Below are 25,794 nucleotides of genomic sequence, written 5' to 3' on the forward strand. Positions count from 1 at the left end.
CCTGTCCGACGGATCGACCGCCCGTGTCCGCCAGATGCAGCCCGACGACGGGCCGGCCGTCGTCGCGCTGCACTCGCGGTTCTCCGAGCGCACCCGCTACCTGCGCTACTTCTCCCCGTACCCGCGGATCCCACCCCGCGACCTGGAGCGCTTCGTCAACGTCGACCACCACGACCGGGAGGCGTTCGTGGTCGAACTGGGTGACGAGCTGATCGCGATCGGCCGGTACGACCGGCTCGGCGACGGCGCGACCGAAGCGGAGGTCGCGTTCGTCGTCGAGGACGCGCACCAGGGCCGCGGGCTCGGCTCGGTCCTGCTGGAGTACCTCGCCGCCGCGGCTCGTGAGGAGGGCATCAGCCGGTTCGTCGCGGAGGTGCTGCCGACCAACGCGACGATGCTGCGCGTCTTCGCCGACGCCGGGTACGCCGTCGAACGCACCTTCGCCGACGGCGTGGTCCACCTGTCGTTCCCGATCGCGCCGACGCCCGAGTCGTTGACGGTGCAGTGGCGGCGTGAGCAGCGCTCGGAGGCGGCATCGATCGCCCGGCTGCTCAGCCCGCGGGCGGTCGCCGTCTACGGCGCGTCATCGCGCGGCAGGGGCGTCGGCGCGGCGCTGCTGCGGCACCTGCGCGCCGGCGGGTTCGCCGGCGACATCATCCCGGTGCACCGGACCGCGCCCACCGTCGGCGGCCTGACCGCCTACCCGACGCTCACCGCGGCTCCCGGCCCGGTCGACCTCGCGGTGGTCGCCGTGCCCGCCGACGCCGTCGGTGAGGTGGTCGCCGACTGCGCGGCGGCCGGCGTCCACGGGCTGGTCGTGGTGTCCGCCGGCTTCGCGGAGGCCGGCCTGGAGGGCGCGCAGGCGCAGGCCGGACTGCTGCGCTCGGTACGCGGCCACGGCATGCGCCTGGTCGGCCCGAACTGCCTCGGCATCGCCAACACGAAGGTCGGGCTCAACGCGACCCTCGCACCGCAGCTGCCCCGCGCCGGACGGGTCGGGTTCTTCAGCCAGTCCGCCGCGCTGGGCACCGCGCTGCTCGGCGAGGCCGACCGGCGCGGCCTGGGCCTGTCCAGCTTCGTGTCCGCCGGCAACCGCGCCGACGTCTCCGGCAACGACCTGCTCCAGTACTGGCGGGACGACCCCGGTACCGACGTGGTCCTGCTCTACCTGGAGACGTTCGGCAACCCGCGCAAGTTCGCCCGCATCGCCCGGGAGCTGGCCCGGCACAAGCCGGTCGTCGCGGTCGCCAGCGCGGTACGCCCGCCGGCTCTCCAGGCGGTGGCGCCCGGGCCGGACGCGCGCGGCGTCGCGGCGCTGTTCGCCAGCGCGGGCGTGATCCGGGTCGACACGGTCGCGGAGCTGTTCGACGTCGGGCTGCTGCTGGCCGACCAGCCGCTGCCGACCGGCCGGCGGATCGGCCTCGTCACCAACGCCGCCGCGCTCGGGGCCCTCGCCGCGGCCACCGCGCCCGCGTTCGCGCTGGAGTTCGTCCCCGGGTACCCGCACGACGTCGGCCCGATGGCGGACGCGGCGACGATCCGGCGCGCGGTCACCGACGCGCTCGACGACCCGCGGGTGGACGCGCTGATCGTGGCGTACGCCCCGGCGCTGGCCGAGGAGTGGGACGACGCGACGGTCGTCGCGGACGAGGTCCGAGCGGCCGCGGCCGGCAGCGACCGGCCGGTGCTCGCGGTCTTCCCCACCGATCCGGCAGGGGACTCACCGTGCGGGGGACCGGGTGCGGTGCCGACCTACCCGACCGTCGAGGAGGCGGTCCGCGCGCTCGGGCGTGCGGCGACGTACGCGGCGTGGCGGCGTGAGCCGCCCGGCACCGTCCCGGAGCTGCCCGATGTCGACAGCGGCCGGGCCCGCGTGATCGTGGCCGAGCTCGCCGCCGCGGCGAAGGCGCAGCTCGGCGACCTGGGCGAGGCGGACGAGCTGCTGTCCTGCTACGGCATCAGCGTGGTGCCGAGCCGGCCGTGCGCGGGACCGGCCGAGACGGTGGCGGCGGTTGCGGCGGAGATCGGGTACCCGGTGGCGCTCAAGGTCGCCCGCTCGCCGATGCGGCACCGCATCGACCTGGGCGCCGTACGGCTGGACCTGGCCGACGCCGAGGACGTCGTCCGCGCCTACGACGAGCTGCAGCGGCTGTTCGGGGAGGGCGTGAAGGTCGCGGTCCAGCGGATGGTCGCGCCCGGGGTCGCGTGTGTCGTCGAGGCGGCCGAGGACCCGGCCTTCGGGCCTGTCGTCGGCTTCGGCATCGGTGGGGTCGCGAGCGACCTGATCGGTGACCGGGCCTGGCGGCCGGCGCCGCTGACCGACCGGGACGCCGCGACGCTGGTGCGCACGCCGCGCGCGGCGCCGCTGCTGACCGGGTACCGCGGCGGGGCGCCGGTCGATCTGGACGCCCTGGCCGACCTGCTGGTGCGGGTGGGTCGGATGGCCGACGAGCATCCGCAGCTGCACCGGCTGGTGCTCAATCCGGTGCTGGCCCGGCCGGACGGCCTCTCGGTGCTGCACGTCAACGTCCGGATCGGCACGGCGGTACCGCGTCCGGACACCGGGCCGCGCCGCCTGCGCTGAGTCGCCTCCAGCAGATCTTGGACACTTCGCGGGCCGATGGCACCGCCAAGTGTCCAAGATCGCGCGTTCGGGGTCAGCTGGCGAACATCTCCAGCCGCTTCGCCCGCTCCGGGTCGCGCAGCTTGAGCAGCGTCACCTTCTCGATCTGCCGGATGCGCTCCCGGGACAGGCCGAACTCGCGGCCCACCTCGTCGAGCGTGCGCTGGCGGCCGTCGTCGAGACCGAACCGCAGCCGGATCACCGCCTGCTCCCGCTGGGAGAGCGTGGCGAGGACGATCTCGACCTCGTCGCGGAGAACCCCGCCGTCGGGGTCGTCGGCCGGCTCGTCGCGCGGGTCGACGCGGGCGACGAAGTCACCCAGAGCGCTCTCGCCGTCTTCGCCCACCGCCTGGTCCAGGCTCACCGGCTCCCGGTCGTACGAGATCAGCTCGATCACCTGGAACTCCTGCACGCCCAGATGCTCAGCGATCTCCGGGATCGTGGGCTCGCGGCCGAGGGTGGTGGCCAGCTCGCGGCGCGCCCGGACCATCCGGTTGACCTGCTCGACCATGTGCACCGGGATGCGGATGGTGCGGGCCTGGTCGGCCATGGCGCGGCTGATGGCCTGGCGGATCCACCACGTGGCGTAGGTGGAGAACTTGTAGCCCTTGGTGTAGTCGAACTTCTCGACGGCGCGGATGAGGCCGAGGTTGCCTTCCTGGATGAGATCCAGGAACGCCATGCCCCGACCGGTGTAGCGCTTGGCGATGCTGACGACGAGGCGTAGGTTCGCCTCCAGCAGGTGGTCCTTGGCGGCGCGCCCCTCGGCGGCGGCGACGGTCAGGTCCGCGCGGAGGTCCGGGTCGTCGATGTCGTTCCCGGCGAGCTTCTCCTCGGCGTACAGGCCGGCCTCGACCCGCCGGGCGAGCTCGACCTCCTGCGCGGCGGTGAGCAGCTTGGTGCGGCCGATCGCGTTGAGGTAGGCCCGGACCAGGTCGGCCGAGACACCTCGCTCGTCGGCGGCGGACGCCAGGTCGGCCTCCTCGACCGTGTCCAGGTCCTCGCCGTCCAGTCCGGAGGCGTCCAGCCCGTTGCGGGTCCCGGACTCCAGGTCGATCAGCGGCTGAGCCACCCTTCTCGCCTCCCCGTTGACAAAGTGGCGCATCATGTGGGACAGCGTGGCTGAGCCGGCGTTAAACCGGGGTAAGGCGGCGGACAGTTGGCCCTGATCGGGGGGTAACCCGCGTCACACCTCGAGCAGGATGGTTCGCGGCCCGACGTTGACGCTCTCGACGAGCATGTGGGTCCGGAAGCGCCCGGTCTCCACCAGCGCGCCGCGCGAGCGCAGCGCCGCCACGAACGCCGTGACCAGCGGCTCCGCGACCGGCGCGGGCGCCGCGGCGCTCCAGCTCGGCCGGCGGCCCTTGCGCGTGTCGCCGTACAGCGTGAACTGGCTGACGACCAGCAGCGGCGCACCGACCTCGGCGCACGACTTCTCGTCGTCGAGGATGCGCAGCTCGTGCACCTTGCGGGCGAGGGTCTCCGCCTGGGTGGTCGAGTCCGAGTGGGTCACGCCGACCAGGACCAGCAGCCCGTCGGTGATCGCGCCCACCACCTCGCCGTCGACGGTGACGCTGGCCCGGCTCACCGTCTGCACCACCGCGCGCACGTCAGCGACCCGCCGGCAGCAGGATGCCGCGCTCGACCAGGTGCGCGACGAGCGGGATCGCGACCTGCGCCAGCGCCTCGGGGTCGGCGTCGTGCGCCACCGCGAGCATGTCCAGCTGGTCGCGTAGCGCGAGCGTGCCGTCACACGCGCTCACCAGCGCGAGTACGAGCGGATCGACCTGCTCGACCCAGCGCAGGCCGTCGGTGAGCGCCAGGAGCTGCCGGTCCACCTGCCAGCCCTCCGGGCCCCGCGTCGCCTCCTGGGTGAGCTGGAGGCCGCCGGCTGCCACCAGCCGGGCGCCGAGCAGCGCATCCCGGGAGTGGCCGCGCAGCCAGTCCTGGCGGTCGAACCACGGCTCGATCTGCGCGCCGAGCGGCTGGTCGACCGCCTGGCGCAGGTCTTCCACCCGTACGGTCGGGTCGTCGTGACCGCCGGCCCGCAGCGTGATCAGCCCGAGCCCGACCGCCTCGATCTTGTTGGCGTCGAACCAGTCGAGCCACGCCGCCGCGCGCGCCGGACGGGTCGCGGGGTCCTCGGACGCGTCGCCCAGCCACAGGTTCACGTACCCGACCGGGTCGGAGACCTCCCGCTGGATGACCCACGCGTCCAGCCCGGTGCCGGCCACCCAGCCGGCGACCCGGTCGGCCCAGTCCTCGCCCGAGATGTGCAGCCAGTTCGCCAGGAACTGCAGGTACCCGCCCTCGTTGAGCAGGCGCGGCGCGGCCGCGACCAGTTCGGCGCAGACCGCGTCGCCGGCGCGGCCGGAGTCACGGTACGTGTGCGTGGTCGTACCCGGGCCGACGACGAACGGCGGGTTGCTCACGACGAGGTCGAACCGGCGGCCCGCCACCGGCGCGGTGAGGTCGCCGCGCAGCAGTTCCCAGTCCAGCCCGTTGAGCGCGGCCGTCGTCGCGGCGAAGCGCAGGGCCCGCTCGGACAGGTCGGTCGCGGTGACCCGCGCGGCGTGGGCGGACAGGTGCAGCGCCTGTACCCCGCAGCCGGTGCCCAGGTCCAGCGCGGTCGCCACCGGCCGGCGGATCGTCGACTGGGCGAGGGTTGTCGACGCGCCGCCGACGCCGAGCACGTGTTCGCGCGGCAGCGGCTGGCCCGGGCGCATCGCGGCGTCGACGTCGGAGACGATCCACTGGTCGCCGTACGCCTCGAGGTCGAGCCCCGCCCGCAGCCCGCCGCTCACCGGCTCGACCAGCCCCGCCTCGACGGCCTCGGGCAGCGACAGCGGCGCGAGCGCGGCCGCGACCACCCGCTCCGGCTCGGTCTGGCCGCACACGAAGACCCGGATCAGGGTGGCGAGCGGGTCGTCGGCGCCCTCGGTCGCGCGCAGCGCCGCTCGAAGATCATTGCGGCGCATTCCGGCCGTACCGGCCGCACCGATGCGCGCCGCGATGCCGGTCGAGGTGTACCCCGCCCCGGCCAGGGCCGCGCGGAGCCGGGCGATCGCGTCGGGGGGCAGGATGGCGTCGGTCACCGTCCCATCCTGCCTCGTACGTGTGAGGTGCCCGAACCCACCTGGGGGTTACGCAGCTGTTCACGTACCTTTGGTGCGCTGGTTGAACAACAAGGAGGAATCCGTGCGGGCGGACATCACCGTCTTCAGTGGCAGCGCCCATCCCGAGCTCGCCGCCGAGATCTGCGAGCAGCTGGGAGTCCCACTGCAGCCGACGCGGACCACCCGCTTCGCCAACGACTGCCTGGAGGTGCAGCTACAGGCCAACTGCCGCGAGCGCGACGTCTTCCTGATCCAGCCGCTGGTGCCGCCGGTCCAGGAGAACCTGGTCGAGCTGCTGCTCATGCTCGACGCGGCGCGGGGCGCCTCGGCGGCGCGCACGACGGTCGTGATGCCGCACTTCGCGTACGCCCGGTCGGACAAGAAGGACGCGCCGCGCATCTCCATCGGGGCGCGGCTGGTGGCCGACCTGATGGAGACGGCCGGCGCGGACCGGGTCCTGGCGTTGACGCTGCACTCGCCGCAGGTGCACGGGTTCTTCGGCGTCCCGGTCGACCACCTGCACGCGCTGCGGGAACTGGCCAACCACTTCCGCCGGTACGACCTGTCCAACGCCGTGGTCGTCTCGCCCGACCTGGGCAACGCCAAGGAGGCGGCGCGGTTCGCCAAGATGCTCGACGTGCCGGTCGCGGCCGGCGCCAAGGAGCGGCTGTCCGACGACAAGGTACACATCAGCGCGGTCATCGGTGAGGTCGCCGACCGGGACGTGATCGTGCTCGACGACGAGATCGCCCGCGGCACCACCGTTCTCGAGCTGATGGACCTGCTGCGCAAGCAGAACGTCCGCTCGATCCGCGTGGCGTGCACCCACGGGCTGTTCGCCGACGGGGCGCTCGATCGCATCGGCGCCGAGGACGACGTACTGGAGATCGTCAGTACCAACACGGTGCCGGTCCTGCACGCCTCGCCCAAGCTGCGGGTGCTGTCGATCGCGCCGGCCCTGGCGGAGGCGATGCGGCGCATCCACGAGGGCGAGTCGGTCAGCGCCCTGTTCGACACGCACTGAGGGCCGGCTGATGAGCCGGGCGGTGGAGGAGTCCAACCGGGCCATGCTGCGGGCCCGCGACGCCATGGACCGGGCGTACGCCGAGCCGCTCGACGTACCCGCGCTGGCCCGCATCGCACACCTGTCGGAGGCGCACTTCATCCGTACCTTCCGCGCCACCTTCGGCGAGACCCCGCACCGCTACCTTCAGCGGCGCCGGGTCGAGCGGGCCATGTACCTGCTGACGCAGACCGGGCGCGACGTCACGGACATCTGCTTCGCGGTGGGGTTCAGCAGCCTCGGCACGTTCAGTCGGACCTTCCGGCAGATCGTCGGGGAGTCGCCGACGGAGTACCGTCGGCGCACGGTCCCGGTGGGCGTGCCCGGGTGCTTCGTCAAGGCGTGGATGCGACCCAGCAGTTTTGGATAAGCGGCGGGCCGGCCCGGTGTCATAGCGTTCCGGCCATGACGATCAAATCCATCTCCCGCTCCCAGATCTACGTCCTCGACCAGGACCAGGCCCTCGACTTCTACGTCGGCAAGCTCGGCATGGAGGTCAACACCGACGCGGACCTCGGCTTCATGCGCTGGCTCACGGTCAACGTGCCCGGCGACCCGGAGCGCGAGATCCTGCTGGAGCGGCCCGGGCCGCCGGCGCTCGACCCGGCCACCGCCGAGCAGGTCCGCGAGCTGCTCACCAAGGGCGCCCTGGGCGGCCACCTTTTCATGACCACCGACGACGCGTACAAGACGTACGAGGAGCTGGTGGCGAAGGGCGTGGACATCTATGACGAGCCGACCGAGCAGTCGTACGGCATCGACTTCGGCATCCGGGACCCGTTCGGAAACAAGATCCGTATCGGCCAGATGTACCCCCGGGGCTGAGCCCGTCGCCGGCGACCGACGGGGCGGACGGGCCTACGGCTCCTGATCTCGGCCAGGTGTCAGGATGTACGCCACGTCCGCGACATCCGAAAGGATCACCACGGTGCTCTCGCTGCCCATCGATCCCGCCGCGAACGAGCTGCTGCGGCGCAGCCCGCTCGCGCTCCTGCTCGGTATGGTCCTCGACCAGCAGATCCCGCTGGAGCGGGCCTTCAGCGCGCCGTACGACCTGGTGCGCCGGCTCGGCCACGAACCGGACGCGCGCGAGCTGGCCGGGTACGACCCGGAGGCGCTGACGGCGATCTTCGCTGAGCGTCCGGCCCTCCACCGGTTCCCGAAGGCGATGGCCGTCCGGGCTCAGCAGGTGTGCCAGGTGCTGGTGGACCGCTACGACGGGGACACCGCGCGGCTGTGGACCGAGGCCAGGGACGGCAAGGAGCTGCTCAAGCGGGTTGCCGAGCTACCCGGCTTCGGTAAGCAGAAGGCGCAGATCTTCGTGGCGCTGCTCGGCAAGCAGCTGGACGTGCGGCCGCCGGGCTGGCGCGAGGCCGCGGGCGGGTACGGCGAGGAGGGCTCGTTCCGGTCGGTCGCCGACATCGTCGACGAGGCGAGCCTCGCCAAGGTCCGGTCGTACAAGCAGCAGATGAAGGCCGCCGCCAAGGCCCGGCCCGCCGAATGATCCTGAAGGATCCTCCGTGTCAGGGCACGGGAGATCCTTCAGGATCATGGGGGAGCGCCCGGGCCGCAGGGGTGATCCACCTTTCACCCGTTAGGGTGGGTCGCGTCCCTCCCCCGGGTACAGGAGACGCATGTCCATGCTTCGCGGCTTCAAAGACTTCATTATGCGCGGCAACGTCGTCGACCTCGCGGTCGGCGTCGTGATCGGCGCGGCGTTCAACGGTCTGGTCGGCCAGTTCACCAAGTCGTTCCTCGACCCGCTGATCCGCCTCGCCACCGGCGGCACCGGCCAGGTGCAAGGCGAGTTCGCCATCGGCAAGCAGCATTTCGACTACGCCGGCTTCATCAACACCGCGATCACCTTCCTGCTCACCGCGGCCACGCTGTACTTCCTGGTCGTGCTGCCGATGAACAAGCTCGCCGAGCGCCGCGCCCGCGGGCAGGAGCCGAAGCCGAAGGCGCCGAGCGAGGAGATCCTGCTGCTGCGCGAGATCCGGGACGCCCTGGCCGGCCCCCGGCAGGAGGTGGCGCACCCGGACGGGCAGCGGTAGCGATCGCGGGTAGCGGCGGGCGCGGGTAGCGGGCGGGCGCGGCAGCGTCCGCCTTCGATGCCCGGTGACGGTGGCCACCGCGCGGGTCGGGTGCAAGACTCGGGAAGGGCCTTCGGGTTCAGAGAGGCGGCCAGGTGAAACGACAGGGGCGCCGGCCGGTGCTCATCACCGACGCCGAGCCGAGCCAGGACGACCAGCTGCGGATGCGGGAGATCCGGTACCTGATCATGATGTCGATCAGGGCGCTCCTGCTGATCGTGGCTGCCGTGCTGGTGGGGCTGCGCGTGCCGCTGCTGCCCCTGTGGCTGGTGCTGTGCGTGGTCGGGATGGTGCTGCTGCCGTGGCTCGCGGTGATCCTGGCCAATGACCGGCCACCCAAGGAGCAGCACCGGCTGTCCCACCGCCTGCATCACCGCGCCCGCGTCGAGGAGCCGCCGCAGAACGCGATCGGGGCGCCCCGCGAGCCGACCGTCATCGACGCCGACGAGCTGCGCCGCGAGGAGTCGCACCCCGAGCGGTAGGGCGCCTCAGGAGCGTGTCGCGTCCTCAGCAGTGGGCCGTCTCAGGAGCGTGTCGCGTCCCCGGCGGTGGGGCGCCCGCCGATCAGCCCGATCGCGGCGGCGCCCAGGCTCGTGCCCGCGCGGAGCGCCTCGGCGGGAGATCCGCCGGACAGCCACGCCGCCAGCAGCCCCGCGGTGAAGGCGTCCCCGGCTCCGGTCGCGTCCACCACCGAAACCGGCTGCGCCGCCGCCTCGATCACCTCACCGCGGGCGCGGGCCCAGACGGCGCCGGCGGCGCCGCACTTGACCACCGCGCGTCCGGCCGAGGCGGCCAGTCGTGCGGCCAGCTCCGCCGGGGCGGCCTCGCCCACCAGTACGGCGGCCTCCTGCCGGTTGGCCAGGATGAGGTCGACCCCTTCGACGCAGGACAGGATCTCCGCCGGCCCGACGCGCCGCATGATCGCCGCGGCCGCGAGGTCGACGCTCGTGGTGAGACCGTGGCGGCGGGCGGCGGCGAGCGCGTACCGCCCGGCCTCACGCGCTGGCGGCGCCAGCAGCACGTATCCCGACAGGTGCAGGTGGCGCGCGCCGGAAGCGAGCCCGGCATCCACGTCGGCCGGGGAGAGCAGGAGATTGGCACCACGGTCGCTCAGCATCGTCCGCTCCCCGCCGTGGGAGACGACCACCACGCTGCCGGTCGCCGCGCCCTCGGCGCGTCGCACCACCGCCCGTACGCCCAGGTCGGTGAGCTCGGCCACCCGGTCGGCGCCGGCACCGTCCGCGCCGACCACGCCGACGAACGCGGTCGGTACGCCCGAAGCGGCGAGCCAGGCCGCGGTGTTGGCGCCGGAGCCGCCGCCCCGCACGGCCACCGCCGCAGGGATGTCCGAGCCGGCCACCAACGGCTGCCCGGATACGGCGACCACGTCGGTGACCAGGTCACCGACGACGACCGCGACGGTCGTCACGATCGGGCGGAGGCGACCGCCACCTCCGCGGCGAGCCGGGCGTTGCGCAGGATGATCCGTACGTTCACGGCGAGACTGCGGCCTCCCGTCGCGGAGTGGAAGTGGGCCAGCAGGTACGGCGTGACCGCCTTGCCGGTGATCCCCTCGGCCGCCAGGCCGGCCAGCCCCTCGGCGAGTACCCGGTCGTGCAGATCGGGGTCGAGCTGTTCGTCGGCCGGCAGCGGGTTCGCCACGATCAGGCCGGCGCGCGACACGGCGTGGGTCCGGCGGGCCCGCATGATCTGCGCCACCTCGTCGGGGGTCTGCACCGACCAGTCCAGATCGTGTCCGCTGTCGCTGAGGTAGAAGCCGGGGAACCGGCGGGTGCCGTACCCCACGACGGGTACGCCGAGCGTTTCCAGGCGCTCCAGCGTCGCGCCGATGTCCAGGATCGACTTCACGCCGGCGCAGATCACCGTGATCGGGGTGTGCGACAGTGCGGTGAGGTCGGCCGATTCGTCGAAGCTCTCCGCCGCGGCCCGGTGCACGCCACCGAGCCCGCCGGTGGCGAACACCCCGATGCCGACGCCCGCGGCGACGGCGGCGGTGGCGGCGACGGTCGTGGCGCCGTCCGAGCCCGCCACGGCGGCCACGGCCAGGTCGCGTACCGAAAGCTTGGCGACCCCGTCGGCGGTCGCGAGCCGGGTGAGCTGCACCTCGTCGAGCCCCACGATGAGCCGCCCGCCGACCATGCCGATCGTCGCCGGAACGGCGCCCGCGTCGCGTACGGTCTGCTCGATCTCCTGCGCGACCTTCAGGTTGTCCGGCCGCGGCAGCCCGTGCGACACGATCGTGCTTTCCAACGCCACGACCGGCTGACCGGCCTGGAGTGCCGCGGCCACCTCGGGCCGGAGGCTGATCGAGAAGTCGTCCACGACGACACCCTACGGCCCGCTGCCGGCCCGCCTGCCGTTCGCCCGTCGTGCCGGCCGCCTGGCAGACTGGGATGTCCGTACCGTCAGGCGCCGCGCACGGTGCCGCTGGCAGAAAGGGAGCGTGTGGTGGCCACTGGTCCCGAGTCCAACACCGACACCATCGTCGAAGAACGGGTCGACTACCGCCTCGACGAGGGCGACCACGAGCGGTTCTCGCACTACGTGCCGAAGGACAAGCTCATGCAGGCGATGGTGGAGGGTGTTCCGGTACGCGCGCTGTGCGGCAAGCTGTGGGTGCCCTCGCGCGACCCGCAGCGGTTCCCGGTGTGCCCCGAGTGCAAGCGCATCTACGACGAGGTGCCCGAGTAGCGGCTCCCGGCCTTTGATGTTTGTCACGTTCCGTGCCGGCCTGATTTAAGGCCGGCGCGCGGGCGCGGTGCGGCTTCGATCCGTCCACCGGCGGTTAAGCTTCAGCTACGCCTTCGCGGCCCGGCTCGCCCCTGTGGTCTGCCCGCCGCGGGGGCTGATTCGTGTTCGGCGATCGGCGTCATGCTCGGCGATCGGCCGAAGGTCATCACGGGAGGGGAGTGCATGCCGCCGCGTCCAGTACCGGAGGCCAGCCCCAGTCTTCGAGCCTGGCAGCGCAAAGCCCTGGTGTCGTACCTGCGCCGGCCCACCGAGGATTTCCTCGCCGTCGCGACGCCGGGCGCGGGCAAGACCACCTTCGCCCTGCGCATCGCCGCCGAGTTACTGGCCGACGGGACGGTCGACGCGGTCACGGTGGTCGCGCCGACCGAGCACCTCAAGGTCCAGTGGGCCGCTGCTGCCGGGCGGGTCGGCATCCAACTCGACCCGACGTTCCGCAACTCCGACATCCACTCGTCGGCCGACTTCCACGGGGCCGTCCTGACGTACGCGCAGGTCGGCATGGCGCCGGACGTCCACCGGCGGCGGACGATGACCCGAAAGACGCTCGTGATCCTCGACGAGATCCACCATGCGGGTGACTCGCGCTCCTGGGGCGACGGCGTCAAGGTCGCGTTCGAGCCGGCGGTACGCCGGTTGATGCTCACGGGTACCCCGTTCCGCTCCGACGACAACCCGATCCCGTTCGTGCAGTACGAGCGGGGGCCGGACGGGTTGCCCCGGTCGCGCGCCGACAGCGTGTACGGGTACTCCGACGCTCTCGCCGACGGCGTCGTGCGCCCGGTGATCTTCCTTGCGTACTCGGGGGAGACCCGGTGGCGCACCTCGGCCGGCGACGAGCTCGCCGCCCGGCTGGGCGAGCCGATGACCCAGGATCTGGTCGCCCAGGCCTGGCGTACCGCGCTCGACCCGCGCGGGGACTGGATGCCACAGGTGCTGCGGGCGGCCGACGCGCGGCTGCGGGTGAAGCGGGCGGGTGGCATGCCCGACGCGGGTGGTCTCGTGATCGCGAGCGACCAGCAGTCCGCCCGGGCGTACGCGAAGCTTCTGCACGAAATCACCGGCGAGAAGGCGACGGTGGTGTTGTCCGACGACGACGGTGCCTCGGGCCGGATCGCGGAGTTCTCCGCGTCGGACGATCGCTGGCTGGTCGCCGTACGGATGGTCTCCGAAGGTGTCGACATCCCGCGCCTCGCGGTCGGCGTGTACGCCACCAGCTCCTCCACGCCGCTGTTCTTCGCCCAGGCCATCGGCCGGTTCGTGCGGGCCCGCCGACCCGGTGAGACGGCGACGGTGTTCCTCCCGAGCGTGCCCCACCTGCTCGGGCTGGCCAGCGAGATGGAGGTGCAGCGCGACCACGTGCTCGGCGAGCCCAAGCGCCGCGAGGGCTTCGACGACGAGCTGCTGGAGCGCGCGCAGCGCAACGAGCAGGCCAGCGGTGAGCTGGAGAAGCAGTTCGAGGCGCTGAGCGCCACCGCCGAGCTCGACCAGGTGATCTTCGACGGTGCGTCGTTCGGCACGCCGGTTCAGGCCGGTACCCCCGAGGAGGAGGAGTACCTGGGCCTTCCCGGTCTCCTCACGCCCGACCAGGTGGCCACGCTGCTGTCGAAGCGGCAGGCCGAGCAGGTCGCGGCGGAGGCCCGCCGCCGGTCGACCGCGGTCGCCGAGCAGCCGGTCACGCCCCGGCAGGCCGGCCCGACCACCGCGGGGGAGCGGCGCATCGTGCTGCGCCGCCAGCTCAACGCGCTGGTCAACGCCCACCACCACCGCACCGGGCTACCCCACGGGAAGATCCACGCGGAGCTGCGCCGCCGGTGCGGCGGCCCGCCGAGCGCCCAGGCGACGATCGAGCAGCTCGAGGAGCGGATCGCGACGATCCAGAGTCTGTAGGCCATCCAGAGTCTGTAGGCCGCAAGATCTGCGCGACGCAGTCAAGATCCGCGCGACGCAGTCAAGCGGGCCGGCCGGAAAAAGCCGCAGGGCGCCCCCTCGGGGGCGCCCTGTGAAATATCAGACCGTCAGTTGGCCATCAACTCGGTGCCGCGCCAGGTGAACTCCGGAGCGACGGCTACCGAGACTGCGATCTTCGCCAGCTGTTCGGCGTACTTGTTCGCGTGGTGTCCGCAGAACACGAGCTCGCCGCCTTCGGCCACTCGTACCCGCAGCTTTCCCGCAGCGTTGCAGCGGTCGCACCGTTCATCGGTGGCGGGCGCCACCAGCTCCGGCGGCGGCGTGAGAGTCGGGGTCATCGCCATCCTCCTTTAGTCGTCACCGACGAACGCATCTCATACGTTGCCGTTTCACACATCGTTCAACATGGCCCGGGCCCTGAGCCTTCCCTGCTGACCTACGGGACAAAGGTCACAGTTCCGGTCCTGGGTACCAGCGTCGTGTCGTGCTCCTAGCCTGCCACACAACCGATCACAAATCCGTATACCCCTTGGTGCTGGGGTACGGACGTGCGGTCGGTGTGGCCGCAGACACACCGCTAAGTAGCCGTTCGTACGATTTCGTACCCGAAGATCAGTCGAGGTAGTCGCGCAGGACCTGCGACCGTGACGGGTGCCGCAGCTTCGACATCGTCTTCGACTCGATCTGCCGGATGCGCTCCCGGGTCACGCCGTACACCTGGCCGATCTCGTCGAGGGTGCGCGGCTGGCCGTCGGTGAGGCCGAACCGGAGCCGTACGACGCCCGCCTCACGCTCGGACAGCGTCTGGAGAACCTGCTGCAGCTGGTCCTGCAGGAGCGAGAACGACACCGCGTCGACGGCCACGACCGCTTCGGAGTCCTCGATGAAGTCCCCGAGCTGGCTGTCGCCCTCGTCGCCGATCGTCTGGTCGAGCGAGATCGGCTCCCGGGCGTACTGCTGGATCTCCAGCACTTTCTCCGGGGTGATGTCCATCTCCTTGGCCAGCTCCTCCGGGGTGGGCTCGCGGCCGAGGTCCTGGAGCAGCTCGCGCTGGATGCGGCCCAGCTTGTTGATCACCTCGACCATGTGCACCGGGATGCGGATGGTGCGGGCCTGGTCGGCCATGGCCCGGGTGATCGCCTGGCGGATCCACCACGTGGCGTAGGTGGAGAACTTGTAGCCCTTGGTGTAGTCGAACTTCTCGACGGCGCGGATGAGGCCGAGGTTGCCCTCCTGGATGAGATCCAGGAACGCCATGCCGCGACCGGTGTAGCGCTTGGCCAGGGAGACGACCAGCCGGAGGTTGGCCTCCAGCAGGTGGTTCTTGGCGCGCTCGCCGTCCCGGGAGATCCACAGCAGGTCGCGGCGCATCGTGGTCTCGAGGTTCTCGCCGTTCTCCTCGGCCAGCCGCAGCCGCTCGGCCGCGTACAGCCCGGCCTCGATCCGCTTCGCCAGGTCGACCTCCTGCTCGGCGTTCAGCAGGGGGACCTTGCCGATCTGCTTGAGGTAGGCGCGGACCGAGTCCGCCGAGGCGGTCAGCTCCGCGTCGCGCCGGGCCTGCTTGAGGGCCTCGGACTCGTCGTCGTCCCAGTCGAAATCGTCGGCGGCGTCCGCGGCCGCGGCCTGGGCCAGCTCCGCGGGCTCGTCCTCGACGATGTCCTCGATCTCGGCGGCCATCGCCTCGACCTCCAGGTCACCCTCATCGGGCTCGTCGCCGGGGGTTCCGTCGGCCTTCTTGCCCCGCGTGGCCTTGGTCGCCTTCCCGGCGTCGGCACCGGCCTTGCGGGGCGCCTTGGCGGGTGCGCCGGCACCCGCGTCCGCGCCGGTGGCCTTCTTGGCGACGCTCTTCTTGGCGGTCTTGGCCGCCGCCGAAGCGTCCGCGGCGGTGTCCGCCGCCGGGTCCGCCGGCGCGTCGCCGACCTTCTTGTCGGCCTTCGGGGCCGCCGGGCGGGCCGGCGCGGGCGCCTTGGCCGTGGTGGCCTTCGACGCCGGAGTGGCGGAACGGGCGGCAGCCACCCGGCGGCGGCTGGACCCTGAATCGTCGACCACCACGGTCACACCCGACTCGGCCAAGGCGCGCAGGAGCTTCTTGGCTTGCGCGGGGGTGACCTCCGCGGATTCGACGGCGCGGGCGACATCGGCCGACGTCAGCTGGCCACCCGTGGTGGTCGCACGTGCGATCAGCGTGTCGGCGAGTGAACGTACGTCGGCGCCGGTCTGGCGGGGTGCTGTCACGGACGACCTTCCCGAGGCAAAGAGCGAGCGTGGCCTCCCCCGACCAGCTTCGCGCACGACGAAACCGATTACGAGTGTGGCCGGGTTTGATGTCTTGGAACCCGTACGCTGCGGGCCGGGGCGATCCGTAACGCAGCGGGCAAGCGTGAATTGTAACGCTGATATAGGCGATCGACCTGTCTCAGGCGAATGAGCGGGCGGCGTTGTTGTGGATCACATCGTCGGCGCGTCGTGCCGGCATGGTAGGCAGGTCGGAGGAGGTTGCCATGGATTCTGCGTCGGAAGCGCTCCCGCAAGCGGCGCAACTGCTCGACCTCGCCCGCGCCGCCGTCCGGCGGGCCGGCGAGCTGGCCCGCACGATGCGCGCCGACGGCGTGGCGGGCGTGTCGACCAAGAGCACCGCGACCGACGTCGTGACCGCCGCCGACCGCGCCGTCGAGCGGCAGGTGATCGAAGAGCTGCGGGCGCGCCGGCCGCACGACGCCGTCGTGGGCGAGGAGTCCGGCGCGATCGAGGGCGGCGGCCGGGTGCGGTGGATCCTCGATCCGATCGACGGCACCGTGAACTACCTGTACGGCATCCCGGCGTACGCGGTGTCACTGGCCGCCGAGGTGGACGGTGTGGTCGTCGCGGGTGTCGTCCGCAACCCGGTGACCGGCGACGAGTGGACGGCGATCCGGGGCGGCGGCGCGTACCGCGACGGGCGCCGGCTGGCCGGCTCACAGGTCACCGAGCTGAGCCAGGCGCTGGTGGGCACCGGGTTCGGCTACGACGCGGCCCGCCGGGCGCATCAGGCGGGCGTACTCGCGCGGCTGCTCCCGCGGGTCCGCGACATCCGGCGGATCGGGGCGGCGTCGATCGACCTCTGCCTGGCCGCCGAGGGCGTCCTCGACGCGGTCTACGAAAAGGGGCTCAACGTGTGGGACTACGCCGCCGGGGCGCTGGTGGCGGAGGAGGCGGGGCTGCGGGTGACCGGTCTCGCCGGCGCGCCGGCCGGATCCGACATGGTGATCGCCGCCCCCGCCGCGCTGTACCAGCCCCTGCACGACCTGCTCGTCGAGCTGGACGCGGCCGGCGGCCCGTGACTCACGCGTCGCGGATGTCGCAGGTGCCCTTCGGCAGCTTCGCGCGGCCGACGGACGCCAGGGCGAGTCGCTGCTCGGTCTCGGTGGCGAGCTTCTGGAACGACGGGCCCAGGACGACGTCGACCGTCTCGTCCTGGCGGCTCGGGTCGAACTCCAGGTCCGCCTCGTTGAGGAAGTAGGAGCGCACCACCCAGGCGGCGCCGACCGTCTTCGGGCCGTACCGCAGGACGGCCACCCCCTGGACGGGCTTGTGCAGCGGGTCGTTGCTCGCCTTCTCCGGGTCCACCTTGAACCTGCGCTGCTTGAACTCCTGCGCGACGGTCTTCGCCGCGCCCGCCTGATCTGACGCGTTGTAGACGTTGAGCTGGATGTTCTCGGCGTCGTTCAGGCGGGTGTCGACCCGGACGGCGTTCTTCGGACAGGTCGCGCCGGCGGCTTTGGTCTGCTTGTCCTTGACGATGCTGACCGTCACGAGCACGAGCGCGGCGACGAAGAGCGCGCCGACGATAGCGAGCGCCCGGATTCTCGCGATGGTCATCTGGCGGCTCCCCCTAGAGCGGTCGGGCGTCCGGCTGGCGCCGGACGGGTATGGAAGAGGGGTGACTCGCGGCGCGGCGTGCAGCCGACAGTTGCCGCCGAGGTTAACGTGTGCCCGCCCGCCGCGCGCGATCAGGCGGTGAACGTCGGCGCGGCGAACGTTCCCGGAACGTCGGTGTCCTTACCGTGGTGTCGCCTGAATCACATTGGGAACAAGTTTCCGCGCGGAGGCGTACAACCAACGCACGAGGGCGGTAAGGTTCCGCGCTCGCAAGATACATTTCCCGGCGCGGGTGCACGATCCGTGCCGGAGCCGCGACGATAAGTGCTCCAGGGCGGGTACGAAAGCACGACGTCTGGCGTTACACACGGCGCGACACGATATTGGGGAGTGTGACTGACCGATGGCCACCGACTACGACGCTCCGCGTCGCGACGAGGTCGACCTCGGCGAGGACAGTCTGGAAGAGCTCAAGGCGCGGCGCGTCGATGCGCAGTCGGCCATCGTCGATGTCGACGAGGCCGAGGTCGCCGAGAGCTTCGAATTGCCCGGAGCTGACCTTGCCGACGAGGAGCTGACCGTCAAGGTGCTGCCGATGCAGGCGGACGAGTTCCGCTGCTCGCGCTGCTTCCTGGTGCACCACCGCAGCCAGTTGGCGGCGGAGCGCAACGGAGAGCTGATCTGCCGCGAGTGCGCCTGACGCTGTAGGCATAGATTCCGGTCGCTCCGGGTAGGGGTGACGACAGCGACGACCGATCCGGCGACCGGTCCGGCCGCCGGAGACGGCGTGGCCGGACCGGTCGCGGCGCGAGAGAGGCGACACCATGCCGAAAGGTGACAAGCTGTCCGACGGGAGTCGAACCGGGGCCGACGGCGACGGCCCCGACCCGGCAACCAGCCCCGACCATGCGACCGGCTTCGACCCGGTGGCGAGCCTCGACGGTGTGCGTATCAACGACGTCGACACCGTGCGGCTCGGGCCGGTCGATCGTCTGGACGTCGACGACACGCTGCCCGCCGACGGCGCGGGCCTCTCCCGCGCGGTCGCGGCGCTGACCGACGAAGATCTCGACCGCGGCACGCGCGCGAAGCTGCTGGGCCGGGTCGTGGGCCGGGAGATCCGCGACCGGGGTGTGAAGGACCTGCTGCGCCCCGCGTCGGCGGTGCGGTGGGTGATCGAAGCCGTGACCGAGGCGGCGCCCCACATTCCGGTCCGTGATCTCGACACGCTGCGGAAGCACTACGACGGGCTCGACGACGAGGCCCTGGCCGAGCGCCTGGTGCGCAACGCGGCGCGGGTGACGGCCGGGATCGGCGCGGCAGCCGGTGGCGTGGCCGCCGTCGAGTGGGCGGCGACCCCGACGCTGTTGACGGCGCCGGTGCTGCTCGCCGCCGAGACCGTCGCGGTTGTCGCGGTCGAGGTCAAGCTGATCGCCGAACTCCACGAGGTGTACCGCCAACCGGTGCCCGGCAGCGGCGCCCAGCGGGCGGTCGCGCTGTTACAGGCCTGGGCCAAGCGCCGGGGTGTCAACGCGTTCACCCCCGGGCCTGGCATGGCGGCCGCGTTGGGTACGGCGGCGCGCAAGGAGCTGCGGGAGCGGTTGGTGCGCCGGCTCGGACGCAACCTGACCACGCTGGGTCCACTGCTGACCGGCGCGACGGTCGCGGCTGTCCTCAACCGGCGCGCCACCGGGTCGCTGGGCTCAGAGGTACGCGCTGACCTGCGGGGACGTCGAGCGACCGGGTTCGAGGCGGGGGAGTGGGAGCGCTGACGGTCGGCGGCTTCCTAGGGTCGTTCGCCGCCGGCTGCCGGGCCGTTCCCGGCGCTGCGCGCCGCGAGCAGAGCCGCCGCCAGGGTCGCCGGCCGCCGCGAGCTGACCACCCAGTACGGGGTCGGGTCGTTCGGATCGTCGAGGTGCACCTGCACGGCGCCCTTGACCCACGGCCGCTGCACGACGAAGGCGTACGGATGTGCCGCGGTCCCCAGCAGCAGGCGCTTCTCGTCGACCCCCAGTACCGTCACGCCGCCCACGTACCGCAGCGGCAGCCTGGCGTCGTCCACGCGCAGTTCGCCGTCCTCGACCGCCACCCGCAGTCGGCCCAGCGCCCACAGGCCGGCGGCGGTCGCCGGCAGCAGAATCACGTAGGGCACCCAGATCCAGCGGCCCGCGCCGAGGTACACCTCGGCGGCCATCAGCGCGGCGAACGCCAGGGCGGGCGGCCATACCCACCACGGCACGCGGAGCCGCTCCGCGTATCGTGCGGGCGCCTCGTTGCTCACCTGGGCAGCCGTTCGCTGTGCCACGGTGCGAGAGTACGACGCGGTCCGCGGTACCGACACGGCAGGATGTAGCGCATGGAGGACAAGACCGCTCACACCGCGCAGCGCGAGGACCGCAGCTTGCGAGGACCGCAGTCGCAAGCCGATGTCTCGGTCCCGGTGGAGCTGCAACGGCTCGATCCGGATCTCCCGGTTCCGGCGTACGCCCATCCGGGTGACGCCGGCGCGGATCTGGTGGCGGCGGAAGACGTCGACCTGCGTCCCGGCGAGCGCGCCCTGGTGCGTACCGGGATCGCGATCGCGCTGCCGCCCGGGTACGTGGGCCTGGTCCACCCGCGGTCGGGGCTCGCCGCCCGCCTCGGCGTGACCGTCCTGAACGCGCCCGGCACGGTGGACGCCGGGTACCGCGGCGAGATCCTGGTGAACCTGGTCAACCACGACCCTGAGTCGACGGCGAAGATCCGCCGGGGCGACCGGATCGCCCAACTTGTCGTCCAGCAGGTGGAGCGGGCACACTTCCACGTCGTCGACCAGCTTCCGCCATCCAGGCGGGGCGCCGAGGGACATGGGTCGACCGGCGGACACGCAGGGCTGGTCGGCGACTGGTCGGGAACGAACGGAGAGGTTGAGTGATCTTCTCGCGGAGTCGCGGGAGCAAGGGGCGCCACCACCGGGTGGATGACACGCCCCGCACCCAGCGCACCGACACCCGGGCCACCCACGACGAGTTCGGCTCGGACGACGAGGAGCTGCCGACGATGGCCACCAGCGGCCCGTACGACGTGGCCGACGCCCCCGACGGGGTCGAGCGGCTCGACCTCGGCAGCATGTGGATCCCGGCCGTGCCCGGCGTCGAGGTGCGGCTGCAGGCCAACCCCGAGGGTCAGATCGAGCAGGTCGTGCTGGTGTCCGGCGAGAGCGCGCTGCAGCTGGGCGTGTTCGCCGCCCCGCGCACCGAGGGGATCTGGGACGAGGTTCGCGCCGAGATCAGCCAGCAGCTGGCCAGCGACGGCTTCGCGGCCGAGGAGGCCGACGGGGAGTACGGGCGCGAGCTGCGCGCCCAGGTCCGCACGCCGGACGGCGCCGTCGATCTCCGGTTCGTCGGGATCGACGGGCCGCGCTGGATGGTCCGCGGCGTCTACCAGGGCGCGGCGGCGGCCGATCCGGACCAGGCCGGCCCGCTGGCGACGTGCCTCACCGGGCTGGTCGTCGACCGGGGCCGGGACGCGATGCCGGTCCGCGAACCGCTGCCGCTGCGGCTGCCGACCGAGGTCACCCAGCAGACGTCGGGTGCCGACGGGGCTGCCGCGGTCGCCGAGGAGGCGACGTCGGCGGCCGAGCAGGGCGACGCGGAGCCGAATTCCGGGCGCGAGGATTGACCCGCCGGGTGATGATGACGGGGGCGCGGAGGACGCGCACCGAGGAGGGTGACAGCAAGGCCATGGCCATCGAGGAACGGCCCTCACCGGTACGGCGCTTCGTGCGCCGCTTCTTGGCGACCCCGGAGGAGCTGGACGCCGAGGAGCTTCAGCGCGACGCGGCGGAGTGCGGCAGCACGCCGGCGTGTGACTGCCGCCGGGGACAGCTGGTCACCGTGACCGGCAGGCTGCGTACCGTCGTCTATACCCCACGCACCAACCTGCCTACGCTGGAGGCGGACCTGTACGACGGCAGCGACCTGATCCGGCTGGTCTGGCTGGGGCGGCGGCACATCGCCGGCATCGAGCCGGGCCGGTTGGTCACCGCGCGCGGGCGGATAGCGTTCCGCGACGAGCGCAAGGTCATCTTCAATCCGTACTACGAACTGGAAGCCCCGCGCCCATGACCCAGCCCAGTCACGCCCCGACCGGCACCGGCGACGACGAGGCGGAGATCGCACTCCCGTCCTTCTCCGAGCAGATCGCCGACCAGTTGGGCGGGGTCCGTGGACTGGTCGAGTCGAGCATCCCGGTCGCGGTCTTCGTGATCGCCAACATCGTGTGGGCGCTCCGGCCGGCGGTGATCCTCTCGGTCGTCATCGGCGTCGGGATCGCCGGGTGGCGGCTGTCGCGTCGGGAGCCGATCCGGCACGCTCTCAACGGGCTGTTCGGCATCGCCCTGGGCGCCGTCATCGCGGCGAAGACCGGGCACGCCAAGGACTTCCACCTCCCGACGATCCTCTACACCCTCGGGTACGCCGTGGCCCTGCTCGTCTCGGTCGGCGTGCGGCGGCCCCTGGTCGGCTGGCTGTGGTCGATCACGTTCGCCGGCGGCACCGGGCGGTGGCGTACCGAGCCGCGGCTGCTGCGCCTGTTCGGCTGGCTGACGATCCTGTGGGCTGTGGTCTACGTCATCAAGGTCGCGGTGCTGGGCGGGCTGTACCTCGCCAACCAGGACAACGCCCTCGGCGTCGCCCGGCTGGCGCTCGGCTACCCGCCCTACGCGCTGCTGCTGGTCGTCACGGTGTACGCGGTCCGCCGCGTGACACGTTCCCTGCCCGAGCCGATCGCCGGCTGACCCGCGGCTCAGACCTCGGCGGCGCGGGCTGTCTCGACGCCGCTCGACCCGAGGATCACCCCGCGGACCTCGCCTTCGACCTCCGGGACGCAGACGAAGACGAGTTCGTCGCCGGCCTCCAGCGGGTCATCCTGGCTGGGTACGAGCACCCGCTTGCCGCGCAGGATCGCCACCAGCGCCGAGTCGCGGGGCAGCGGCACGTCGCGTACCGGGTGACCGACGTACGGCGCCGACGGCGGCAGGGTGATCTCGACGAGGTTGGCGGCGCCCTGGCGGAAGGTCATGAGTCGGACCAGATCGCCGACCGTCACCGCCTCCTCGACGAGGGCGGCCATCATGCGCGGCTTGCTCACGGAGACGTCGACGCCCCACTGCTCGTTGAACAGCCACTCGTTCTCGGCGCGGTTGACCCGGGCCACCACGCGGGGCACCGCGAACTCGGTCTTGGCCAGCAGCGAGACGACCAGGTTGACCTTGTCGTCGCCGGTGGCCGCCACCACCACGTCGCAGTTGGCGAGGTCGGCCTGCTGAAGGCTGGAGACCTCACAGGCGTCGGCGAGCACCCACTCGGCCGCGGGCACCTTCGACGGCGTCAGCCGCGCCTGCTCCCGTTCGATCAGCATCACCTGGTGGCCGTTGTCGACGAGCTCCTGGGCGATGGAGCGCCCCACGTTGCCGGCTCCCGCGATCGCGACCTTCATCAGTGTGCCCCTTCCGGCGCCGCATTGGTGATCTTCGCCACAGCGCCCATCATCTCGTCGGTGACGAGCATGAACACCTGGTCGCCGTCCTGTATCACGGTCGACGCGGTGGGCAGGGTGCCGATGCCGAAGCGCATCAGGTAGGCGACCCGCGCCCCGGTGGCCTCCTCCAGCGCGTGCAGCGGTCGACCGATCCAGCCGGCGTGCACCGGCACCTCCACGATCGCGATCGCGCTGGTCGGATCGCGCCACAGCTCGGCGGCGCCGTCCTGAACGAGGTGGCGCAGCATCCGGTCGGCGGTCCAGCGCACCGTCGCCACGGTCGGGATACCCAGCCGCTCGTACACCTCGGCGCGCTGCGGGTCGTAGATGCGCGCGACGACGCGCTGCACGCCGAAGGTCTCCCGGGCGACCCGGGCCGAGATGATGTTGGAATTGTCGCCGGAGGAGACGGCGGCGAAGCCGTCGGCGCGCTCGATTCCCGCGGCGGTCAGCACGTTGCGGTCGAAGCCCTCGCCGGTGACGGTCAGGCCGGTGAAGTCGGGCCCGAGACGGCGGAAGGAGTCGCCGTTGCGGTCGACCACCGCCACCGAGTGCCCCCGGCGTTCCAGGCTCAGGGCCAGCGTCGAGCCGACGCGGCCGCAGCCCATGATCACGATGTGCACGCTGGCCCTCCCGGACCTACTGACGCAAGGTTCTGACGTGAGCATCGCACGGCCGGTCCACCGTGCGATGCGGGACGGTACACGTACCCGGAGGGGGGTACATCACCCACCGGCCGTTTGAGATGTGCGCGCCGCACTACTCTTGCTGCCGTGGCCAGTCCCACCTCACTACTGAAGCGGCTGCTCGTCGGCCGACCGTTCCGGTCGGACCGCCTGCAGCACACGCTGCTACCCAAGCGGATCGCGCTCCCCGTGTTCGCCTCCGACGCGCTGTCGTCGGTGGCGTACGCGCCCGACGAGGTTCTGCTGACGCTGTCGGTGGCGGGCGCGTCGGCGTTCGTGTTCTCGCCGTGGATCGCGCTCGGCGTCGTCGTCGTGATGCTCACCGTCGTCGCCAGCTACCGGCAGAACGTGCACGCCTATCCGTCGGGCGGCGGCGACTACGAGGTCGCCACGGTCAACCTGGGTGGGAAGTACGGGCTCGCGGTGGCGAGCGCGCTGATGGTGGACTACGTGCTCACCGTCGCGGTGTCGGTGTCGTCCGGGGTGCAGAACCTGGGGTCGGCGGTGCCCTGGGTGTCCCAGCACGCGCCGGTGGTCGCCGTCGTGGTCGTGCTGGTGCTGACCGCGCTCAACCTACGCGGTGTCCGCGAGGCGGGCACCGCGTTCGCGATCCCCACGTACGCGTTCATGATCGGGATCATCGGCATGGTCGTGTGGGGGCTGTTCCGGTACTTCGTGCTCGGCGACGCGGTACGGGCCGAGAGCGCCGGCATCCACATCAAGGCCGAGCACTCGATCGCCGGCTTCGCCATGGTGTTCCTGCTCGTGCGGTCGTTCTCGTCCGGCTGCGCGGCGCTCACCGGCGTGGAGGCCATCTCCAACGGCGTGCCCGCGTTCAAGCCGCCGAAGAGCCGTAACGCCGCGACGACGCTGCTGATGCTCGGCTCGGTCGCGATCGGCATGCTGGTGGGCATCATCGCGCTGGCGCGCATCACCGGGATCCAGTTCGTCGAGTGCGACAAGATCAAGCCGGGCTGCACGGCCGCCGATCTGCAGATCATCTCCGCACCGGCGCACTACGTGCAGCAGACGGTGACCGCACAGCTCGCCGGTGCGGTGTTCGACCACTTCGCGCCCGGCTTCTGGTTCGTGATCGCCACCACGGCGCTGATCCTGGTGCTCGCGGCGAACACCGCGTTCAACGGCTTCCCGGTGCTCGGCTCCATCCTGGCCCAGGACCGCTACCTGCCCCGCCAGCTGCACACCCGCGGTGACCGCCTGGCGTTCAGCAACGGCATCATGTTCCTGGCGGCCTTCGCGGTGGTGCTGATCGTCGCGTTCCAGGCGGAGACGACGCGCCTGATCCAGCTCTACATCGTCGGCGTGTTCGTGTCGTTCACGCTGTCGCAGACCGGCATGGTGCGGCACTGGAACCGGCTGCTGCGCGTCGAGCGCGACCCGGCGGTCCGGCGACGGATGATCCGGTCGCGGGCGATCAACCTCTTCGGCCTGTGCCTTACCGGGTTCGTCCTGATCCTCGTGCTGGTCACCAAGTTCACCAAGGGCGCCTGGATCTCGATCGTCGCCATGGGCCTGCTCTACCTGCTGATGGTGGCCATCCGCCGGCACTACGACCAGGTTTCCCGCGAGCTGGAGCCGACCGAGGACAAGCCGGTCCTGCCCTCGCGCAACCACGCGGTCGTCCTGGTCAGCAAGGTGCACCTGCCCACCCTGCGGGCGCTGGCGTACGCCACGGCGACGCGGCCGGACTCGCTGACCGCGGTGACCGTCAACGTCGACGACGCCGACACCCGGGCGATCCAGGAGGAGTGGGAGCGGCGGGAGATCTCCGTGCCGCTGACCGTGGTCGACTCCCCGTACCGCGAGATCACCAGCCCGATCATCGACTTCGTGAAGTCGATGCGCCGCGAGTCGCCCCGCGACGTGATCACCGTCTTCATCCCCGAGTACGTCGTGGGCCGGTGGTGGGAGCACCTGCTGCACAACCAGAGCGCGCTGCGGATCAAAACCCGGCTGCTGTTCATGCCCGGGGTCATGGTCACCAGCGTGCCGTGGCAGCTCAGCTCCACTGAGGGCAAGAACATCGAGCGTCAGGTCCGCAGCCAGTGGCGGGCCCCGCAGCGCGGCCCGCGTACGCGCGTCAGCGACGGACCGAGCCCGGCGGCGGACGACGAGTACGCACCGACCGGCTGAT

28 protein-coding genes are annotated in these 25,794 nt (G+C 71.9%); 17 read left to right on the plus strand and 11 right to left on the minus strand.

Going from position 1 to position 25,794, the window contains the following annotated elements:
• Positions 1 to 34: 34 nt before the first annotated feature.
• Positions 35 to 2,584 carry a bifunctional acetate--CoA ligase family protein/GNAT family N-acetyltransferase gene (locus tag HC031_RS01260; RefSeq protein ID WP_167923530.1) on the plus strand — a complete coding sequence of 850 codons (2,550 nt, stop codon included), beginning with the start codon at positions 35 to 37 and terminating at the stop codon, positions 2,582 to 2,584.
• 73 nt (positions 2,585 to 2,657) lie between these two features.
• Here the strand turns inward: HC031_RS01260 and sigB are convergent, their stop codons facing one another.
• From sigB to HC031_RS01275, 3 genes are all read right to left on the minus strand, one after another.
• A complete protein-coding gene (gene sigB, locus HC031_RS01265) occupies positions 2,658 to 3,635 on the minus strand; it encodes an RNA polymerase sigma factor SigB (RefSeq protein WP_277349611.1) in 978 nt (325 codons plus the stop codon).
• Positions 3,636 to 3,809: 174 nt separating this feature from the next.
• Positions 3,810 to 4,232 (minus strand): D-aminoacyl-tRNA deacylase, encoded by a 423-nt coding sequence (gene dtd / locus HC031_RS01270; RefSeq protein ID WP_167923244.1) that lies wholly within the window; start codon positions 4,230 to 4,232, stop codon positions 3,810 to 3,812.
• A 1-nt stretch (position 4,233) separates the two neighbouring features.
• The gene (locus HC031_RS01275) at positions 4,234 to 5,718 is read right to left on the minus strand and encodes a DUF7782 domain-containing protein (protein WP_338090423.1); all 1,485 of its coding nucleotides are present in this window, start codon (positions 5,716 to 5,718) and stop codon (positions 4,234 to 4,236) included.
• Positions 5,719 to 5,821: 103 nt separating this feature from the next.
• Between HC031_RS01275 and HC031_RS01280 the strand changes: the two genes are divergently transcribed.
• From HC031_RS01280 to HC031_RS01305, 6 genes are all read left to right on the plus strand, one after another.
• Entirely contained in the window at positions 5,822 to 6,763 is a 942-nt protein-coding gene (locus HC031_RS01280) for a ribose-phosphate diphosphokinase (RefSeq protein ID WP_338090424.1), read from the plus strand.
• A 10-nt stretch (positions 6,764 to 6,773) separates the two neighbouring features.
• Complete coding sequence (locus HC031_RS01285) at positions 6,774 to 7,172, plus strand: helix-turn-helix domain-containing protein (protein ID WP_167923246.1); 399 nt, start codon at positions 6,774 to 6,776, stop codon at positions 7,170 to 7,172.
• A 35-nt stretch (positions 7,173 to 7,207) separates the two neighbouring features.
• Complete coding sequence (locus HC031_RS01290; RefSeq protein ID WP_167923247.1) at positions 7,208 to 7,627, plus strand: VOC family protein; 420 nt, start codon at positions 7,208 to 7,210, stop codon at positions 7,625 to 7,627.
• A gap of 64 nt (positions 7,628 to 7,691) precedes the next feature.
• A complete protein-coding gene (locus HC031_RS01295; protein WP_167923248.1) occupies positions 7,692 to 8,306 on the plus strand; it encodes an HhH-GPD-type base excision DNA repair protein in 615 nt (204 codons plus the stop codon).
• Between the two features lie 136 nt (positions 8,307 to 8,442).
• Positions 8,443 to 8,856 (plus strand): large conductance mechanosensitive channel protein MscL, encoded by a 414-nt coding sequence (gene mscL / locus HC031_RS01300; RefSeq protein WP_167923533.1) that lies wholly within the window; start codon positions 8,443 to 8,445, stop codon positions 8,854 to 8,856.
• Between the two features lie 134 nt (positions 8,857 to 8,990).
• Entirely contained in the window at positions 8,991 to 9,377 is a 387-nt protein-coding gene (locus HC031_RS01305; RefSeq protein ID WP_167923249.1) for a DUF3099 domain-containing protein, read from the plus strand.
• Positions 9,378 to 9,418: 41 nt separating this feature from the next.
• On the opposite strand, the gene HC031_RS01310 is transcribed toward HC031_RS01305, so the two are convergent.
• Together HC031_RS01310 and HC031_RS01315 are read right to left on the minus strand one after the other, a co-directional pair.
• On the minus strand, positions 9,419 to 10,327 hold the full coding sequence (locus tag HC031_RS01310) for a carbohydrate kinase family protein (RefSeq protein ID WP_167923534.1): 909 nt from the start codon (positions 10,325 to 10,327) through the stop codon (positions 9,419 to 9,421).
• Positions 10,321 to 11,238, minus strand: coding sequence for a pseudouridine-5'-phosphate glycosidase (locus HC031_RS01315; RefSeq protein ID WP_167923250.1), 918 nt, complete (start codon positions 11,236 to 11,238; stop codon positions 10,321 to 10,323). Before HC031_RS01315 ends, HC031_RS01310 begins: the two co-directional genes overlap by 7 nt.
• Before the next feature lie 126 nt (positions 11,239 to 11,364).
• Between HC031_RS01315 and HC031_RS33750 the strand changes: the two genes are divergently transcribed.
• Complete coding sequence (locus HC031_RS33750) at positions 11,365 to 11,607, plus strand: DUF3039 domain-containing protein (RefSeq protein WP_167923251.1); 243 nt, start codon at positions 11,365 to 11,367, stop codon at positions 11,605 to 11,607.
• A 222-nt stretch (positions 11,608 to 11,829) separates the two neighbouring features.
• Positions 11,830 to 13,554 (plus strand): DEAD/DEAH box helicase, encoded by a 1,725-nt coding sequence (locus tag HC031_RS01325; protein WP_167923252.1) that lies wholly within the window; start codon positions 11,830 to 11,832, stop codon positions 13,552 to 13,554.
• 128 nt (positions 13,555 to 13,682) lie between these two features.
• Here the strand turns inward: HC031_RS01325 and HC031_RS01330 are convergent, their stop codons facing one another.
• The gene (locus HC031_RS01330) at positions 13,683 to 13,913 is read right to left on the minus strand and encodes a DUF7455 domain-containing protein (protein WP_167923253.1); all 231 of its coding nucleotides are present in this window, start codon (positions 13,911 to 13,913) and stop codon (positions 13,683 to 13,685) included.
• Between the two features lie 274 nt (positions 13,914 to 14,187).
• Positions 14,188 to 15,810 carry an RNA polymerase sigma factor gene (locus HC031_RS01335; protein WP_167923254.1) on the minus strand — a complete coding sequence of 541 codons (1,623 nt, stop codon included), beginning with the start codon at positions 15,808 to 15,810 and terminating at the stop codon, positions 14,188 to 14,190.
• A gap of 266 nt (positions 15,811 to 16,076) precedes the next feature.
• Here HC031_RS01335 and HC031_RS01340 point away from each other — a divergent pair, with 266 nt between their 5' ends.
• Positions 16,077 to 16,895, plus strand: a complete 819-nt coding sequence (locus HC031_RS01340; RefSeq protein ID WP_167923255.1) for an inositol monophosphatase family protein — start codon at positions 16,077 to 16,079, stop codon at positions 16,893 to 16,895.
• A 1-nt stretch (position 16,896) separates the two neighbouring features.
• On the opposite strand, the gene HC031_RS01345 is transcribed toward HC031_RS01340, so the two are convergent.
• Entirely contained in the window at positions 16,897 to 17,433 is a 537-nt protein-coding gene (locus HC031_RS01345; RefSeq protein WP_167923256.1) for a LytR C-terminal domain-containing protein, read from the minus strand.
• A 403-nt stretch (positions 17,434 to 17,836) separates the two neighbouring features.
• Here HC031_RS01345 and HC031_RS01350 point away from each other — a divergent pair, with 403 nt between their 5' ends.
• Positions 17,837 to 18,133, plus strand: a complete 297-nt coding sequence (locus tag HC031_RS01350) for a DUF4193 domain-containing protein (RefSeq protein ID WP_167923257.1) — start codon at positions 17,837 to 17,839, stop codon at positions 18,131 to 18,133.
• A gap of 124 nt (positions 18,134 to 18,257) precedes the next feature.
• The gene (locus tag HC031_RS01355; RefSeq protein ID WP_240941976.1) at positions 18,258 to 19,205 is read left to right on the plus strand and encodes a hypothetical protein; all 948 of its coding nucleotides are present in this window, start codon (positions 18,258 to 18,260) and stop codon (positions 19,203 to 19,205) included.
• 14 nt (positions 19,206 to 19,219) lie between these two features.
• Here the strand turns inward: HC031_RS01355 and HC031_RS01360 are convergent, their stop codons facing one another.
• Complete coding sequence (locus HC031_RS01360) at positions 19,220 to 19,738, minus strand: DUF3093 family protein (protein ID WP_167923258.1); 519 nt, start codon at positions 19,736 to 19,738, stop codon at positions 19,220 to 19,222.
• A gap of 51 nt (positions 19,739 to 19,789) precedes the next feature.
• On the opposite strand from HC031_RS01360, the gene dut reads away from it, so the two are divergent.
• From dut to HC031_RS01380, 4 genes are all read left to right on the plus strand, one after another.
• Positions 19,790 to 20,347, plus strand: coding sequence for a dUTP diphosphatase (gene dut, locus HC031_RS01365; RefSeq protein ID WP_167923259.1), 558 nt, complete (start codon positions 19,790 to 19,792; stop codon positions 20,345 to 20,347).
• Positions 20,344 to 21,093, plus strand: a complete 750-nt coding sequence (locus HC031_RS01370) for a DUF3710 domain-containing protein (protein ID WP_167923260.1) — start codon at positions 20,344 to 20,346, stop codon at positions 21,091 to 21,093. Before dut ends, HC031_RS01370 begins: the two co-directional genes overlap by 4 nt.
• Before the next feature lie 62 nt (positions 21,094 to 21,155).
• Entirely contained in the window at positions 21,156 to 21,539 is a 384-nt protein-coding gene (locus tag HC031_RS01375; protein ID WP_167923261.1) for an OB-fold nucleic acid binding domain-containing protein, read from the plus strand.
• Positions 21,536 to 22,210 (plus strand): DUF3159 domain-containing protein, encoded by a 675-nt coding sequence (locus HC031_RS01380; RefSeq protein WP_167923262.1) that lies wholly within the window; start codon positions 21,536 to 21,538, stop codon positions 22,208 to 22,210. Before HC031_RS01375 ends, HC031_RS01380 begins: the two co-directional genes overlap by 4 nt.
• 8 nt (positions 22,211 to 22,218) lie before the next feature.
• On the opposite strand, the gene HC031_RS01385 is transcribed toward HC031_RS01380, so the two are convergent.
• On the minus strand, positions 22,219 to 22,911 hold the full coding sequence (locus tag HC031_RS01385) for a potassium channel family protein (protein WP_167923263.1): 693 nt from the start codon (positions 22,909 to 22,911) through the stop codon (positions 22,219 to 22,221).
• Positions 22,911 to 23,576: an NAD-binding protein gene (locus tag HC031_RS01390; RefSeq protein WP_167923264.1), complete on the minus strand. Its 666-nt coding sequence runs from the start codon at positions 23,574 to 23,576 to the stop codon at positions 22,911 to 22,913. Before HC031_RS01390 ends, HC031_RS01385 begins: the two co-directional genes overlap by 1 nt.
• Before the next feature lie 150 nt (positions 23,577 to 23,726).
• Between HC031_RS01390 and HC031_RS01395 the strand changes: the two genes are divergently transcribed.
• Complete coding sequence (locus HC031_RS01395) at positions 23,727 to 25,793, plus strand: amino acid permease (protein ID WP_167923265.1); 2,067 nt, start codon at positions 23,727 to 23,729, stop codon at positions 25,791 to 25,793.
• Position 25,794 lies beyond the last annotated feature (1 nt).

Origin of the sequence: Planosporangium thailandense (genome assembly GCF_011947195.1) — a bacterium.
GTDB classification, from domain to species: domain Bacteria; phylum Actinomycetota; class Actinomycetes; order Mycobacteriales; family Micromonosporaceae; genus Planosporangium; species Planosporangium thailandense.